At 61.9% G+C, this 16185-nt stretch carries 13 protein-coding genes; 6 read left to right on the forward strand and 7 right to left on the reverse strand.

Going from position 1 to position 16185, the window contains the following annotated elements:
* Positions 1–83 precede the first annotated feature (83 nt).
* From ACNPP0_RS01875 to ACNPP0_RS01895, 5 genes are read right to left on the reverse strand one after another with little or no spacing between them, the layout of a single operon-like run.
* Entirely contained in the window at positions 84–1103 is a 1020-nt protein-coding gene (locus tag ACNPP0_RS01875; RefSeq protein WP_448704860.1) for an ABC transporter ATP-binding protein, read from the reverse strand.
* Complete coding sequence (locus ACNPP0_RS01880; RefSeq protein WP_448704861.1) at positions 1100–2110, reverse strand: ABC transporter ATP-binding protein; 1011 nt, start codon at positions 2108–2110, stop codon at positions 1100–1102. The genes ACNPP0_RS01875 and ACNPP0_RS01880 overlap by 4 nt, the downstream gene beginning before the upstream one ends.
* A gap of 11 nt (positions 2111–2121) precedes the next feature.
* The gene (locus ACNPP0_RS01885; RefSeq protein WP_332609294.1) at positions 2122–3051 is read right to left on the reverse strand and encodes an ABC transporter permease; all 930 of its coding nucleotides are present in this window, start codon (positions 3049–3051) and stop codon (positions 2122–2124) included.
* Complete coding sequence (locus ACNPP0_RS01890; protein WP_046806077.1) at positions 3048–4022, reverse strand: ABC transporter permease; 975 nt, start codon at positions 4020–4022, stop codon at positions 3048–3050. The genes ACNPP0_RS01885 and ACNPP0_RS01890 overlap by 4 nt, the downstream gene beginning before the upstream one ends.
* 22 nt (positions 4023–4044) lie before the next feature.
* Positions 4045–5631, reverse strand: coding sequence for an ABC transporter substrate-binding protein (locus ACNPP0_RS01895; RefSeq protein ID WP_332609298.1), 1587 nt, complete (start codon positions 5629–5631; stop codon positions 4045–4047).
* A 115-nt stretch (positions 5632–5746) separates the two neighbouring features.
* Between ACNPP0_RS01895 and mnmE the strand changes: the two genes are divergently transcribed.
* Positions 5747–7099 carry a tRNA uridine-5-carboxymethylaminomethyl(34) synthesis GTPase MnmE gene (mnmE, locus tag ACNPP0_RS01900; RefSeq protein WP_332609300.1) on the forward strand — a complete coding sequence of 451 codons (1353 nt, stop codon included), beginning with the start codon at positions 5747–5749 and terminating at the stop codon, positions 7097–7099.
* A 500-nt stretch (positions 7100–7599) separates the two neighbouring features.
* On the opposite strand, the gene ACNPP0_RS01905 is transcribed toward mnmE, so the two are convergent.
* Entirely contained in the window at positions 7600–8973 is a 1374-nt protein-coding gene (locus ACNPP0_RS01905; protein ID WP_332609313.1) for a ClcB-like voltage-gated chloride channel protein, read from the reverse strand.
* Between the two features lie 510 nt (positions 8974–9483).
* On the opposite strand from ACNPP0_RS01905, the gene ACNPP0_RS01910 reads away from it, so the two are divergent.
* The 5 genes from ACNPP0_RS01910 (at position 9484) to ACNPP0_RS01930 (ending at position 14845) form a co-directional block, all read left to right on the forward strand.
* Entirely contained in the window at positions 9484–10161 is a 678-nt protein-coding gene (locus ACNPP0_RS01910) for a response regulator (RefSeq protein ID WP_332609315.1), read from the forward strand.
* Positions 10151–11647: a sensor histidine kinase gene (locus ACNPP0_RS01915; protein ID WP_448704862.1), complete on the forward strand. Its 1497-nt coding sequence runs from the start codon at positions 10151–10153 to the stop codon at positions 11645–11647. The genes ACNPP0_RS01910 and ACNPP0_RS01915 overlap by 11 nt, the downstream gene beginning before the upstream one ends.
* Positions 11648–11816: 169 nt before the next feature.
* Complete coding sequence (locus ACNPP0_RS01920; RefSeq protein WP_448704874.1) at positions 11817–12764, forward strand: Bug family tripartite tricarboxylate transporter substrate binding protein; 948 nt, start codon at positions 11817–11819, stop codon at positions 12762–12764.
* 120 nt (positions 12765–12884) lie between these two features.
* On the forward strand, positions 12885–13322 hold the full coding sequence (locus tag ACNPP0_RS01925) for a tripartite tricarboxylate transporter TctB family protein (RefSeq protein WP_332609317.1): 438 nt from the start codon (positions 12885–12887) through the stop codon (positions 13320–13322).
* The gene (locus tag ACNPP0_RS01930) at positions 13319–14845 is read left to right on the forward strand and encodes a tripartite tricarboxylate transporter permease (RefSeq protein ID WP_332609319.1); all 1527 of its coding nucleotides are present in this window, start codon (positions 13319–13321) and stop codon (positions 14843–14845) included. Before ACNPP0_RS01925 ends, ACNPP0_RS01930 begins: the two co-directional genes overlap by 4 nt.
* A gap of 99 nt (positions 14846–14944) precedes the next feature.
* On the opposite strand, the gene ACNPP0_RS01935 is transcribed toward ACNPP0_RS01930, so the two are convergent.
* The gene (locus ACNPP0_RS01935; RefSeq protein WP_448704863.1) at positions 14945–16111 is read right to left on the reverse strand and encodes a pyridoxal phosphate-dependent aminotransferase; all 1167 of its coding nucleotides are present in this window, start codon (positions 16109–16111) and stop codon (positions 14945–14947) included.
* Positions 16112–16185 lie beyond the last annotated feature (74 nt).

Below are 16185 nucleotides of genomic sequence, written 5' to 3' on the forward strand. Positions count from 1 at the left end.
GGGCGTGCGATGCAAACACGCGTTTTCATTGAAGGATTCTCGCGCTTCGCCTCGTTCACGTCCAGTACGGCCATGCATGTGGGCTAGGCCATATCGTTCAAGTGACAGGCGCTGTACTGGCCCGGCGATATCTCGCGCAACAGGGGGCGCTCTTCTTTGCAGCGCGGCATCGCATGCGGGCAACGCGGATGAAACGCGCAGCCGCTGGGCGGATCCAGCGGCGATGGCAGCTCGCCCTTGATCGGCTGATATGTGCGCCGCCCGGGCGTCAACGTCGGCAGTTCCTTCAACAAGGCCTGCGTGTACGGATGATTGGCGCGCTGAAATACAGTGTCGGTCGGGGCAAGCTCGACCACGCGCCCCAGATACATGATGGCCACGCGGTCCGAGATATGACTGACGACGCTCAGGTTGTGGCTGATGAACAGATACGTCAGGTCCAGATCGTCGCGCAGCTGTTCAAACAGGTTCAGCACCTGCGCCTGGATGGACACATCCAGCGCCGCCACGGCTTCGTCGCACACGATCACGGATGGCTTTAAGGCCAGCGCCCGCGCAATCCCGATGCGCTGGCGTTGACCGCCCGAAAACTGATGCGAATAGCGCTGCGCGAAGGACGGGTCCAGCCCCACCTGCCGCATCAACCCCGCCACGTAGTCGGCCTTGTCGCGGGATCGAATCAAGCCATGCGCAACGGGCGCCTCGCCGATGATTTCGCGCACGCGCATGCGTGGGTTAAGGGATGCGTAGGGGTCTTGGAAGATCATCTGCACGCCAAGCTCGTAGGCGCGCCGCAGGGTGCCGGTCATCGATTTCACCGGCTTGCCTTGGTAGAGCACATCGCCGGATGTGGGTGGCAAAATGCCGGACACGACGCGCCCCAGCGTGGATTTTCCACAGCCGGATTCACCCACGATGCCGATGACTTCACCCGGCTGCACGTCCAGGTCCACGCCGGCCACGGCGTGCACCACTTGCGTCTTCAAGCCCGCGCCCAGCAGGTTGGCGATGCGTCCGGCCAGGTCCACGGGCTGCACAAAGCGCAGCGCCACATCGCGCAGGGACAGGATAGGGGTGGCGGCGTCGCGTTGTGCTTCGCTCATTTGGGGTCTGGGTCTCCGGCATGCCAGCAGCGCACCCATTGCGCCGGGCGAACTTCAACGGGCCGCGGTTCGGTCAGACAGGCATCGGTGGCGCGCGGACAGCGCCCCCGGAACGCACAGCCTTGCGGCAGGTTCAACAGCGAAGGCGTCATGCCGGGAATCGGCACCAACGGCTTGCCGCGCGATTCCGGCGTGGGGATGGATGCGATCAAGCCATGCGTGTACGGATGCATGGGATGCGTGATGACGTCGCGCGTGCTGCCGGTTTCCACGACACGCCCCCCGTACATCACCGACACGCGATCCGCCAGGCCCGCCACCACCGCCAGGTCGTGGGTAATCCAGATCAGGCCGGTGCCGGTCTCGCGGCACAGCTTCTGCACTTCAAAAAGAATCTGCCCCTGAATGGTGACGTCCAGCGCGGTGGTGGGCTCGTCGGCGATGATCAGGCGCGGGGAATTGAGCAGTGCGATGGCGATCGCGACACGCTGGCGCATGCCGCCCGACAGTTGATGCGGATAGGCACGCAGGCGCTCTTGTGGCGACGGGATGCCCACCATCGTCAACGTCTGCAAGGCCCGCGCCCGCGCCTGCTCGCGCGATACCTTGTGATGCGCGCGCACGGCTTCGATCATCTGCGTATCCACGCGCAGCACGGGGTTAAGCGTCATCATCGGGTCTTGGAAAATCATCGCGATTTCCTCGCCCCGCAACTGACGCCAGCGCGCGGGTGTCGCGCCGCGCAGGTCTTCGCCATTCAGGCGCAGATGGCCTTCAACGATGCGGCCGGGTTCATCCAGCAGGCCCATCAATGAGAAGCCCGTGATGCTCTTGCCCGATCCCGACTCGCCGACCAGCCCCAGGATCTCACCCTCGGCCAAGGTCAGGTCCACCCCATCCACGGCCTTCACCACGCCATTGCGCGTGAAGAAATGCGTTTTAAGTCCCCGGACCTCAAGCACAGGCTGGGCCACGGCCAAGGGCGATTGCACGGCGTTTGTCTGCATCGCGTTCGTTCTCAATTTGCGTGACGCGGATTAAGCACGTCGCGCAGGTGGTCGCCCACCAGATTGATGGCGATGATGGCCAGCGCCAGCGCAATGCCGGGGAAAAACGATATCCAGTACTGGCCGGACAGCAGGTATTCAAAGCCGTTGTAGATCAGCATGCCCAACGACGGCTCGGTCACCGGCACGCCCACGCCCAGGAACGACAACGTGGCTTCCAGCGCGATGGCGTGCGCCAGGTCGATGGTGGCGATGACGATCAGAGGAGGCATGCAGTTGGGCAGCACATGGCGAAACAGCACGCGGCCCCACGATAAGGACATACAGCGCGCCGCCTCGACATATTCCTTGCCGCGTTCCACCAAGGCCGCGCCACGCGCGGCGCGCGCGAAGTACGCCCACTGCACAACGATCAGCGCAATGATCACCTTATCCACACCCTTGCCCAGAATCGCCAACAGCATCAGCGCAACAAGGATGGCGGGAAAGGACAACTGGATATCCACAATCCGCATGAGCAAGGCATCGATGCGGCCGCCAAAATAGGCGGCGATCAGGCCCACGGTGGCGCCGATGCCAAACGCGGCCAGCACCGAGATCGTGGCCACCATCAAGCTGGTGCGCATGCCGTACAGGATGGCCGACAGCAAGTCTCGCGCTTGGCCATCCGTGCCCAGCCAGTGATGCATGGACCCGTCGCTGCTTTCGCTGCCGGGCTTGAGCTTGGAATCCATGATGTCCAGCGATGCCAGGTCGTACGGGTTCTGCGGCGCGATCCACGGCGCCAACAGCGCCGCGCCGACGATGATCAGCAACATCACGAGGCCCAGCGTGGCAAGCTTGCTGGCAAAGAAGTCAGAGACGAAGCGGCGCCAGGGCGTTTGTTCTTTTTGGGCGACGAAGGTAGCGGCGGCGCTGGCGGGGTTGGCGGGGCTATTCATCGGCGGCTGTCCAAGCGTACGCGGGGGTCCAGCACCGTGTAGATGATGTCCACCACCAGATTCAACATGACCAGAAAGAACACGATCAAGAGCAGATAGGCCACGACCACGGGGCGGTCAAGGTTGATGATGGAATCGATCAGCAGCTTGCCCATGCCGGGCCACGAGAAAACCGTTTCGGTAACCACGGCAAACGCCATCACCTGACCAAATTCCAGGCCCGCGACGGTCACGACGGGGATCAGGATGTTCTTCAACAGATGCACGCCCAGCACGCGTTTTTCCGACAAGCCCTTGGCGCGCGCGAACTTGATGTAATCCATCGGCAGTGCTTCGCGCGTGGCGGCCCGCGTCACGCGGATGATCATGGCGCACTTGGCGATGGCGATTGTGGCGGCGGGCAGCGCCAGGCTCATCCAGCCACTTAACGTCAACACGCTGAGCTGCAACGAGCCGATGCTGACAGTCTTGCCGCGCCCGCCCGCGGGCACCCACCCCAGCATCACGGCGAACACCATGATGAGCATCAGCCCGACCCAGAAGTTGGGCAAGGAAAAGCCCAGCACCGACCCCGTCATGATGGCGCGCGAGCCGGGCGCCTGCGGCTTCAAGCCCGCAAGAATGCCCAGCGGCACGCCGATCAAGACGGACAGCAGCATGGCCACACAGGCCAGTTCCACGGTGGCCGGCATGCGCTCAAGGATGAGGTGCATGGCGGGCTCGCCCGTCAGGAAGCTGTTGCCGAAGTCACCGCGTACCGCCTGGCCCATGAAGATCAGATACTGCCGCCACAGCGGCAGATCCAAACCGAGCGATGCGCTGATGGCGGCGCGCTGCGCCTCGGTCGCCTCGGGGCTGGCCAGCATCGACACTGGGTCGCCCACCATGTAGATGCCTGCAAAGACCAACGCCGACATGACCAGCATGACGACGATGGTTTGCAGCAGCCTTCTTACGATTGTTGCCAGCACTGGAGACCGCCCGCGTTGCGCGTTACTTCTTCAGGGTTGCGAACTGCGCAAGCGTGACCTGGTCGGGGCGGCCCTGGTAGCGGATGTCGCCCTTCATGGCCCATACCGACAGTTCAAAGTGAACCGGCAGCATGGCGTAATCGTCCATCGCCATATTGCTGGCCTTGGACAGCAATTCGGCCCGCTTGCCATCGTCCATGGTGGAAGACGCTTGCTTGACCAGCTCGTCCATCTTGGGATTGGAATAGCGGCTGCGGTTGGTCGTGCCCAGACCCGCTTCCGGGTTGCGCGTGACCAGCAAGGACGTCAGCGCGTTGGACATTTCACCGCTGGTCACGGACCACCCCGCCAGATAGGCCGAGAACTGATAGCTGTCGCGATTCTTGAAGAACACCGGCGGCGCCATCGCGTCCACGCTGGTCTTCACGCCGATGCGTGTCCACATCGATGCGATGGCTTGCGCCACCTTCGAATCGTTCACGTAGCGGCCCGACGGCGCCCCCAGCGTGATCGAGAAGCCGTTGGGATAACCCGCCTCCTTTAGCAGAGCCTTGGCCTTTTCCACATCGGCCTTGGGCGCCTTCGAATGCTCTTTGCTGGAGCCGAACATGGGGTAGGGCAGCAGGTTGCCGGCGGGCAGCGCCACGCCTCCCATCACGCGTTCCACCAGGGCATCGCGATTGATGGCCAACGACAGCGCTTCACGCACGCGCTTGTCCTTCATGGGGTTCTTGTCGGTGCCCTGGATGCCGGGTGACGGCTCGGCGTACTGGTCCAGCGCCACATACACGACGCGCACCGACGGCGTCTCTTCCACAAAGAGCTTTTTGTCGCCCTTGAGCTTGGGCAAGTCGTCGGTTGGGGGGTCTTCGATCATGTCGACGTCACCGGCAAGCAATGCGGCCACGCGCGCGGCGGCATTGCTGATCGGGCGATACACCACACGGTCCCACTCGGGCTTCTTGCCCCAGTAATTATCATTGCGCGCCAGCACGAATTCGGCGCCGCGTTTCCACGACACGAACTTGTACGGGCCCGTGCCCACCAGGCCGTCGCCGCTGTTCAATTCAGTAGTGGTCTTGCCTTCGGCAGCCGCACCCGACGCGGCCTTTTTCGACATGATGGGCAACTGCGCCAAGTTCACCAGCAGGTTCGGCGCAACTTCCTTCGTGGTGATGCGCACGGTCATGGGATCCACCACTTCCGTCTTGGCGACCGACCCCAGGTACAGCGTGAACGGCGAGGGGCTGTTGGGCACTTTGGGCACGCGGTCGTAGGTAAACGCTACGTCCTCCGCGGTGAACGGCGTGCCGTCTGAAAACTTGACGTTGGGACGCAGCTTGAACGTCCACACCTTGCCGTCAACGGTCCACGATTCGGCCAGCGCGGGTTGGGGCTTTAACTGGGCGTCGGTAGCAACCAGGGTGTCGAAAATGGTCTGGGAGATTTGCGTATTCGGCGTTAACGCGTGGTACTGCGGATCCATCGATGAGGGCTCGGTCTTCAAAGCGATCACCAGATCGCGAGCCATAGCGGAACTGAATGTGCCAAAGGCCAACATCACCGCGGCCGAGCCGCAGGCCAAGACACGCGAAAACCGAGATGCCATCGTGATCTCCCAGAGTTGTTTCGGGTTTTGAACCTCGAGGCCACATTAACCAGCAAACAAGGAGCCGCGCAACAGTTATATTCCCCTATTGTTCTCGCTTCCCCGCCTCTCAGATATGTCCGCTTACGCCCCTATTGCCGCCATTGCCACCGCCCCCGGAAGAGGTGGCATTGGCGTCGTGCGCGTTTCTGGTGCGGACCTGTCCGAATTGGTGCGGCGCATTTTCCAACGCGAACTCAGGCCGCGCCACGCGCACTATCTGCCGTTCAAATCCATCGACGGCGAACTGCTGGACGAAGGCATCGCCCTCTACTTTCGCGCACCGCATTCCTATACCGGTGAAGACGTGCTGGAACTGCAAGGCCACGGTGGCCCCGCCGTGTTGCGGCGCGTGCTGGAAAGCTGCCTGGCGGCTGGGCGCGACCTGGGCGTGCGCCTGGCCGAACCCGGCGAATTCACGCGTCGCGCCTTTCTGAACGACCGCATGGATCTGGCGCAGGCCGAAGCCGTGGCGGACTTGATCGATGCGTCATCCGTGGCGGCGGCGCGAGGCGCCATGGCGTCCCTGTCAGGCGAATTTTCATCGCGCGTGAACGACCTGTCCGACCGCATCATTCACCTGCGCATGCTGGTCGAGGCAACGCTGGATTTCCCTGAAGAAGAAATCGACTTCCTTGAAAAGTATCAGGCGCGCCCCACCTTGGACGCGCTGACGGCCGACCTGTCCAAACTGATCGCGCAAGCCCGCCAGGGCGTCATCCTGCGCGAGGGCCTGCACGTGGTGTTGGCCGGCCAACCTAACGTGGGCAAATCCAGTCTGCTCAATGCGCTGGCGGGCGACGACATCGCCATCGTCACCCCCATTGCGGGCACAACGCGCGACAAAGTGGTGCAGGAAATCCATATCGACGGCGTGCCATTGCACATTGTGGACACGGCCGGATTACGCGAAACCGAGGACACGGTTGAGAGCATCGGCATCGCGCGCACCTGGCAGGAAATCGAACGGGCCGACGTTATTTTGCATCTGCAGGATGCAACGCAACCGGGCGATGAACTGGACGCGCAAATTACCGCGCGCCTGCCGCCCCGTACCCCGGTGTTGAAGGTGTTCAACAAGGTAGATTTGTTATCCACAGCGTTCACGCCGGGCGCGGGCGAACTGGGTATCTCCGCCAAGCGCGGGGCCGGCCTGGACGCGCTGCGCGCCGAACTCTTGAACATCGCCGGCTGGAACCCCGGCGCCGAATCGCCCTGGCTGGCGCGCGAACGTCACCTGCATGCCTTGCAACAAGCGGCTGAACATTTGGAACTGGCCGGCGAACACGCGGGTCAGGACGACCGGGTGCTGGACCTGTTTGCGGAAGAGCTGCGGCTGGCGCATGAAAGCCTGACGAGCATCACCGGAAAATTCACCAGCGATGATTTGCTGGGCGAGATTTTCTCCAGCTTTTGTATTGGTAAATAACTCGACACGGGCCTGATCTGCCAGGCCATATCGCAGATAGCTTTCACGATCTGCTCCTAGATGCGCGTCCCTAAGTCTCGTCAAGAAAACAGGATCTATCTCGCGCGCGTATCGGACTGTTCTTATTTACCAGGTTTGGCAGTTGCTTCTAAAAGTGGTCCTCGCTAATTGACGCCACGGACGACTACTAAAGTGGGTCGTCCCCAAGAGCACGCCATGCCCTCACCATCTGACTTGCCCGCAACCATCATCCAGCGATTAATCAGGGCTACGTTCAAGGCTACAAGCCCACCGAGATCGATAAGTTGTGCGGCTTCGACGAGAAGCGCAAGCCGGTCATCCGCGTGAACGGGGAGCGCATTGATCTATGACGAGCTGCTGGGCGTATGACAGACAGGGGGATCTAACGTCTGACTTAACAACACGATTAACAACATGAGCTTTTGCTCACATTATCCATTCAGCTTTCAATTCCCCTTGCTAAGTTCCGCCTTTCGGCGTCACCTCTCGACGTCAGTTTTTGCCGCCACTTTCCACGCCGCCCGCTGCGCGCGTTCGTTGTTCGCCAGTGATTTCGCATACACCGATTCCGGCCGTATCCGATGTGCAATGACGTATCCCGTAATGCAGGCCAACATCAGCGGCAGCATCACTTCATAGCTCAGCGTCATCTCAAAAATCATCAGCGTCGACATTAGCGGCGCATACGTGGTGGCGGCCAGCAACGCCCCCATGCCGACAACGGCATAGCTGGAAATTGCCGACACATCACCCGCCGGCAACAGCACTTGCAGGCCGCTCGCATACAGCGCACCCAAGGCCGCTCCCACAAACAGCGTCGGTGTGAACACGCCGCCGACCGCGCCAGACCCCACGCTGGCGCCCGTGGCCACTATCTTCATCAGCAAGATGGCCGCCACTGCCTGCCAGGCCCATTGCGTATGCAGCATGCTGTTGACCACGCTGTAACCATTGCCCCAGACCTGGGGGTTGACGACCGATAAGGCACCGACCACCAGTCCGCCCAATGCCATCCGGAGCCAGAGCGGGAGGGGCAACCGCGAAAACGCGGCGCGCGACAAATCCAGAAAGCGCAAGAATTGGGGCGCGAACAGCCCGGCGGCGACGCCCAGTCCCAGGTAATTGATCACTTCCCACCCCGACACAAATTCAAAATGGGGCATATGGAAGACGGCGTCGTAGTGCAGGATCTGCCGCGTGACGATGTTGGCCACCACCGACGACACCACAAGCGGCACCAGCGTGGCGGACGAAATCACGCCAAAGACGATCTCGGATATGAACAAGGCGCCCGCAATGGGGGCGTTATAGGCCGACGTGATGCCTGCCGTGGCCCCACAGGCGACCAATAGCCGCAGATGGCGTGGCGGCAGCAGCAGGAATCGGCCGGTCAGCGATGAAAACATGGCGGCCAGCTGGACCATCGGGCCTTCGCGCCCGATCGATGCCCCGGAGCCGATGGAAAAAATGGAAGACAGGCTGCGCGCGAGTGTCTGGCGCAGGCCAATGACGCCGCGGCCAATGGAAATGGCTTCCATATAGTCGGCTGCGCCCCGCTTTGGCAGCCACCGCGCAGCCATTTGCAGGACGAGACCGGCGACGGCGCCCCCCGCAGCGGGCAACAGAAACCGTTGCCAGGGGTCCAGCCCCCGCGCCAGCGACACCATGCCGCGCGGAACCTCTTCGCCGCCCAGCAACATTTGCGTCCAGCCCAGCAGTTCGCGAAACACCACGGTTGCCAGGGCGCCGAACAGCCCCATCAGCGCCGCCGCACACAAGGTGGCGGGCAGATTGTTGGCCACCAAGCGGGCCCTTAACCGGTACACCAAGCCGTGTTTCGCCCTGGATTTCATGAAGCTTTTTTCTATAGCCATCGCCGGATTTTACGGCGGAAGCTGCTCACTTTTTGTTCAGTCCCCTGTCAAGAAAGCGCCGGCGCGCCCCCTCGAATGCCCGGTCGCCCAAGTGCCTCAAAAGGCGATTTTGACCCCCTGCAAGGGCGAAAAACCCGGTAGGCAACGGCCGGTTTTTCGGGGTAAAAGTGCCGCTTTCCACCCCATTTCCCATGGCCGACCCTGTGGATAACTCCTAAGTAGCCAGGTTGTGCACATTGTGTGGAGGCAAGTTGAACAAGGTGGTGTTTTTGGGGGTGGCCGAAATGTTGTCCAACTTCAACTTTTTTCCCACACAGAGTTCTTGCACAGGCAAAAACCGCTGCAAGCTGATGAAAAGAATGAGGTTTTCAAGGTTAAGGTAGTTATCCACAGGCCTTATTAATCATTAGTCTTTATATAAAGAGAAATAAAGGAAAAGCCAAACATGCTTTCCCATTCCGCCCAGCCACTCCCCCCCGGACTCCGTCCATGCGCATCCTTCTGATAGAAGACGAAGCCGAACTTGCTCGCTGGCTGTCAAGAAGCCTGGCCCGACACGCGGGCTTTGTTGTCGAATGGGCTGACAACGGATTGATCGCCGAAAGACGGTTGGCAATCGAAGAATTCGATGCCGTCATCCTGGATCTGGGTCTTCCCGGGATGGACGGCCATGTTCTGTTGGCAAAAATTCGCGCGCGAGACGATCGAACGCCGGTGTTGGTCTTGACCGCGCGCGATTCCTTGGCCGAAAAAATTGGAACGCTGCACCTGGGTGCAGACGATTTCCTGCCGAAACCGTTTGTTGTGGAAGAGTTGGAAGCGCGTTTGATCGCACTGATTCGGCGCAGCCGGGGACGCGAACATCCGCGTCTGTCTCTGGGAAACCTGGTTTTTGAGACTGCGGCTCAAAAATTCATGGTCTCGGGACAGACTTTGCAGTTATCCCCACGTGAACATGCCGTACTTCGGGTGTTGATTCAGAAAAGTGGCGAGCCCATCAACAAGCAGCAAATTCTTGACCGCATCGTCACGGACGATGCGGACATCAACCTGGAAGCCATCGAGGTGCTGGTGCACCGCTTGCGCAAGAAATTGGCGGATACCGGTGTGCAGATCGTGACCATGCGCGGCATGGGCTACTGCCTGGAGAACCTTGTTGACAACTAGAAGTCCGAAAAAAACGGGTTTTTTCGCGGGAAAAAAACGTAATCGCACGCTGAAAACGCAGTTGCTCTGGTGGCTTATCCCCACCTTGGTGCTGGTGATGATGGGCGCGCTGTGGCTGTCCAACCATCAACTGCGCAACCAGGTCGACATTGCCTATGACCGGTCGCTGGCTGGCGCGCTTCGCGCGATCGACCACAACATATCCACAGCCAGCGGTGGATTAGCCATGGAACAGCCCTACCTGATGCTTGAATTTTTTGAGCTGACGGCCAATGGCAGCGTTTTCTATCGGGTCGCAACAGAGGACGGGCTGGCCGAAATCGGGCATCCCGGCTTGCCGTTGCCCGAGCAGCCGCTGGAATCGGGCGAACCGCGTTTTTTTTACGCGACCTACCAGGGCGCCCCCGTGCGCGTCGCCGCGCTAGCGCGGCCGATGGACCCGCCCCTGTATGCAAACAAGGGGGGACGGGTAATCGTGCAGGTTGCCGAGGGGCTGGAAGGCCGCCAGGCGTTTATGCACCAAGTGCTGTTGCGCTCGGTGGAACGAGACCTGGCCGTGATCCTGATCAGCGTGTTCGTCATCATCCTGGGGGTTTTCATGGCGCTGCGCCCCTTGGTTCGACTAAGGCAGGAGGTGGAAGGGCGTTCTGGAGACGATTTAAGCCCCGTCAGCGCATCCGAGATGCCAGGTGAGGTCCTGCCCCTGGTTTCGGCTGTAAACCTCCACATGGCCCGTTTTGCGGCCCAGGCGAGGGTGCAGAGCCAGTTCCTGGACGATGCCTCGCATCAATTGCGCACGCCCTTGTCGGTTTTGCGCACCCAAACCGCCTATGCCCTGCGCGAAACAGACCCCCAGGAGGTCCGTACAGCCCTTCTGGCGATGCAGGAGGGCTTGGACAGGGCCGTGCGCACCACCAACCAAATGCTCGCGCTGGCGCGCGCTAAGGACGCTCCCCTGGCCGAAAACGGTTTTGCGGCCGGGCCGGTGGATCTGGTTGAACTTGCCGATGCCGTCATCCGTAGCCTGTTGCCCGCCGCGCGGGCGCGCCAGCTGGACATCGGATTGGAAGCGGAAATCCGGCCGGTGTGCGTCAACGGCGCGGATTGGCTGCTGCGTGAGGCCATCACGAACCTGGTCGATAACGCCATCCGCTACGCGCGGCCGGCGGGCGAGGTCACCGTCACGGTGCGGGTGGAGGGGAACCAGGCGCATCTGGCCGTTGAAGACGACGGCCCCGGGATGTCCACCGAAGACATCGAGCGGGCTTGCGTGCGCTTTCGCCGTGGGGCGGCGGGCAAGAACACCTCGGGGGCCGGCCTGGGCCTGGCCATTGTCGGCACCATTGCCGGGAATCTGGGCGCCTGCCTCGTGCTGGAAAACCGCGCCCCCTCGCCCGGCTTGCGGGCGGCCCTGGTGTTTTCCCTGGCGCTTGCGCGCAACGGCGATCCGGATGCTGCGCCGCGTCACGAAATCGGCCGGAATTGAAAGGGTTTGGAAAGCTTCGATTTTGTACGGTAGGGTTCGCTGGGCCCATGCAGGCAAGGCATCGCCGGCCTGGCGGCATCAGCCATACCTAGACCTATAAAACCTGGAGAAGAGACAAATGCAGACCAGCCTGAAGCTGCGCCTGGCCGCCGTGGCGGCACTTGGCGTGATGACCTTGTCCCTGGGCGCCGCCCACGCCGCCGACGAGCCACGCCGCCCCGAATGCATCGCACCGGCTCAGCCCGGCGGCGGCTTCGACCTGACCTGCCGCCTGGCGACCGAGGGCTTGAAGCAAAGCGGTGCTATCAAGAACACGATGCGCATCGTCTACATGCCGGGCGGCATCGGCGCGGTGGCCTACAACAACATCGTGGCGCAGCATCCTAATGAACCCGGCACCATCGTCGCGTTCTCGGGTGGGTCGCTGCTGAACCTGGCGCAGGGCAAGTTCGGCAAGTACAACGTCGACGACGTGCGCTGGCTGGCGGCAATCGGCACGGACTACGGCGTGGCGGTGGTGCGCAACGATTCCCCGTATACCGACCTGAAAAGCTTGATGGACGCGTTCAAGCAGGACCCCACCAAGATCGTGCTGGGCGCCGGCGGTACGGTGGGCAGCCAGGACTGGATGAAGGCGGCATTGACCGCCAAGGCGGCGGGTGTGGACTTCAAGAAAATGCGCTTCGTGGCATTCGAAGGCGGCGGCGAAGCGGTCACCGCGCTGCGCGGCGGGCATATCCAGGCGTACATGGGCGATGCGGCCGAAGCGTTCACCATGTTGGAAGGCGGCGCGCCGATCCGCGTGCTGGCCGTGTTCAACGACCAGCGCCTGCCCGGCAAGCTGGGCACGGTGCCCACGGCCAAGGAACAGGGCTACGACATCGTCTGGCCCATCATCCGCGGCTTCTACGTGGGTCCAAAGGTGTCCGACAGCGACTACCAGTTCTGGGTCAACGCCTTCAACAAGGCGATTGCCTCGCCTGAATTCGACAAGCTGCGCCAGCAACAGGGCCTGTTTCCGTTCAACAAGACCGGACCCGACCTGGACGCCTACGTCAAGAGCCAGGTCAAGGTCTATGGCGAACTGGCGGATTCGTTCGGCCTGATCAAGAAGTAAGCCGGCCGCAAGGCCTACCCATCGATCGCGCCTCGCCGGCGCCCTCGCGCCACCCCTTTTTTTTCGCTGGCGCGCGGGGGCGGCCGCGTCCGCGCGTTCATTCACAACGGAAAGTGGATCATGAACGATCGAATCCTGGGCATCGGCGCACTGGCGCTGGCCGCCTTCATGACATCGGCCGGATGGGGCATCGAAGCCCCATTCGCCTACGAACCTGTCGGCCCGCGCGCCTTTCCCTTGTTGGTGGCGGCCATCATCGGACTATGCGGCCTGTGGCTGGTCTACAAGGGTGGCCACCCTGTTGAAGCGAACCCGCCCGGGGCCAACGGACGCATCGCGCTGATGATGGCGTTTACCGTGGCCTACGCCTTCCTGTTCCAGTGGCTGGGATTCATCGTTGCGACAAGCTTGATGACGATCTTCGTCGGTCGGCTGTTCGCCGGCGGCTGGATCAAGTGCGCCATCGGCGGCATCGTCATGAGCCTTCTCTTTTTCGTGCTGTTCGACAAAGTGCTGGACGTCGTCCTGCCGGGCGGCTTGCTGGAGACCCTGCTATGAACGGCATTCTTGATCATCTTTCGATCGGTTTTGGCGTTGCGTTTTCGCTGACCAACATTCTGGTTGCCATGATCGGTTCGTTTATCGGCACGCTGGTGGGCGTGCTGCCTGGCCTGGGGCCCGTCAACGGCGTGGCGATGCTGATCCCCATTGCATTCGCGATGAACCTGCCGCCGGAAACCGCCTTGATCCTGTTGGCCGCGGTGTACGTGGGCGCCGAGTACGGCGGCCGTATCACGGCAATTTTGCTTAACGTGCCCGGCGAGGCCAGCGCCATCATGACCACGCTTGATGGTTACCCGCTGGCGCGGCAGGGCATGGCCAACGTGGCGTTGTCGCTGTCGGCATGGTCGGCGTTTTTTGGCGCCATCGTGTCGGTGGTGGGCATCATCCTGCTGGCGCCGTTGTTGGCCAGATGGGCGTTGGCGTTCGGGCCGGCCGAGTACTTCGTGTTGATGATATTCGCCTTCTGCTGCCTGACCAGCCTGTTGGGAAAGCAACCCGTCAAAGGCGTGCTGGCCGCGATGATCGGCTTGTCGATTTCGGTGGTGGGCGTGGATGCGAACTCGGGTGTGTATCGCTACACGTTTGAATCCGTGCACCTGGCTGACGGTATTGATTTCGTGGTCGTCGTGATCGCGCTGTTTGCCGTCAGCGAAATGCTGGAGATGCTGGAAAAGGTGATGGCCGGGCATAGCGTCGAGGTCACGCCCAGCGGGCGCAAGATTTTCAATCTGAAAGAGCTGGCATTTACGTGGTGGAGCGTGGTGCGCAGTGCACTGGTGGGCTTTGGCGTGGGGGTATTGCCGGGGGCGGGTGCCAGCGTGGCTGCGGCGGTCGCGTATTCGCAGGAGAAGCGCATCATCGAAGCGAAGGACCCCGACGCCAAGTTCGGCAAGGGCGACATGCGCGGCCTGGTCGCGCCGGAAGCGGCGGCCACGGCATCGGCGATCGGTTCCTTTGTGCCGATGTTGACGCTGGGCGTGCCCGGTTCGGGCACGACGGCGGTCATGATGGGGGCGCTGACGCTCTACAACATCACGCCCGGGCCGGTGCTGTTCGACACCAAGCCCGAACTGGTGTGGGGCTTGATCGCGTCGTTGTTCGTGGCCAACGTGCTGTTGTTCATCATGAACGTGCCGCTGGTGCGGCTGTTCTCGAAAGTGCTGTCGGTGCCGGGCTGGCTGATGGTGCCGGGCATTTTGTGCATCAGCTATATCGGCGTCTATGCCATCAATGCCGGCACATTCGACCTGCTGCTGGTGGCGGGCATCGGCGCGCTGGGATATTTCCTGCGCAAGTTCGGCGTGCCGATGGCGCCGCTGGTGTTGGGCGTCGTGCTGGGCAACATGATGGAACAGAACCTGCGCCGCGCCTTGTCGATGACCGACGGCGATGTGCGCGTGTTGTTCGCCAGCCCCGTATCGGTATCGATGTGGGTGGCGGCGGCGGCGGTCGTGGTGGTGCCCCAGATACTACGCCGCGTACGGCGTGCGCGAAAAGCAGCGGCGAACGCGGCTTGATGCATGCAACAGGGGCGCTCGCTGGCGCCCCTGTTGTTCGATTTATAAATATGAGCGATCACTCATATTCAGGTGTTGTGGTCTGGGTCCTGCCTCTGGCTAGACCTGCGCCAATCGTTCCAAAGCGGCATCCAAGGTCGCGTCCTTTTTCGCAAAGCAGAAGCGGACGATACGGTGGTTGGATTCGGCTGCGTCGGGTTGCCGATAGAAAGCCGAAACGGGAATCACGGTCACGCCGTGGCTGACGGTCAGGTCGCGGGCGAAGTCGGCTTCGTTCTGCTTGGAAATCTGGCTGTAGTCTGCAAGCAAAAAGAACGTGCCCGGGCTGGGCAGCGGCCGGAACCGGGTCTTGGCCAGACCTTCCGACAAACGATCGCGCTTGGCTTGGTAGAACGCCGGCAGATCCAGATAAGGCTTGGCATCCCGCATGAACTCGGCCAGCGCGAATTGCATTGGCGAGGGCACCGTGAACACCATGAACTGATGCACCTTGCGCAATTCGGCGCTGAGTTGGCGGGGCGCGCAGCAGTAGCCGATTTTCCAGCCGGTGGTGTGATACGTCTTGCCGAAAGAAGAAATCACGAAAGCGTGTGCGGCCAGCAGCGGACGACGCGCCACGCTGGCGTGCGGCTTGCCGTCGAACACGATGTGTTCATAGACCTCGTCAGAGACCAGCAGCACGCCGGTGTCTCGGACGATGGCTTCCAGTGCGTCCAGGTCGCTGTCATCCAGCACGGCGCCTGTGGGGTTGTGCGGGAAGTTCAGCATCAACAGGCGCGTCTTGGACGTGATGGCGTCACGCACGCGCTGCCAATCGATGCGGTAGTAGGGATCGGCTTCGGTGGGCGCGCGCAACGGCACCGGGACGGCTGTGCCGCCGGCCAGGCGGATCGCGGGCAGGTACGAGTCATAGCAGGGTTCGATGACCACCACTTCGTCGCCGCTGCCAACGGCGGCCAGCACCGTGGCCATCAAGGCTTCCGTGGCGCCGCTGGTCACCGTGATCTCGGTTTCCGGATCGTAGGCGTGGCCATACAGGGCCTGGGCCTTTGCCGCGATGGCTTCGCGCAGCTGCGCCACGCCGGGCATGTACGGATACTGGTTATGCCCGTTCGCCATGGCCTGTGTGACCAGGGCGCACAGTGCCGGATCGGGATCGAAGTCGGGAAAGCCCTGGCCCAGGTTGATGGCCTTGTGCTCGATGGCCAGGCGGCTCATGACGGTGAAGATGGTGGTGCCAACGTCGGGAAGTTTGGATCGGATCATGGTGGATGCGAAGGAATGCGCGATGGGCGAAGAGAGTTTTCGTAAGTATCCCACTAACTCATAATTCGTTTTTT

The sequence above is a fragment of the Achromobacter semiaridum genome (assembly GCF_053543755.1).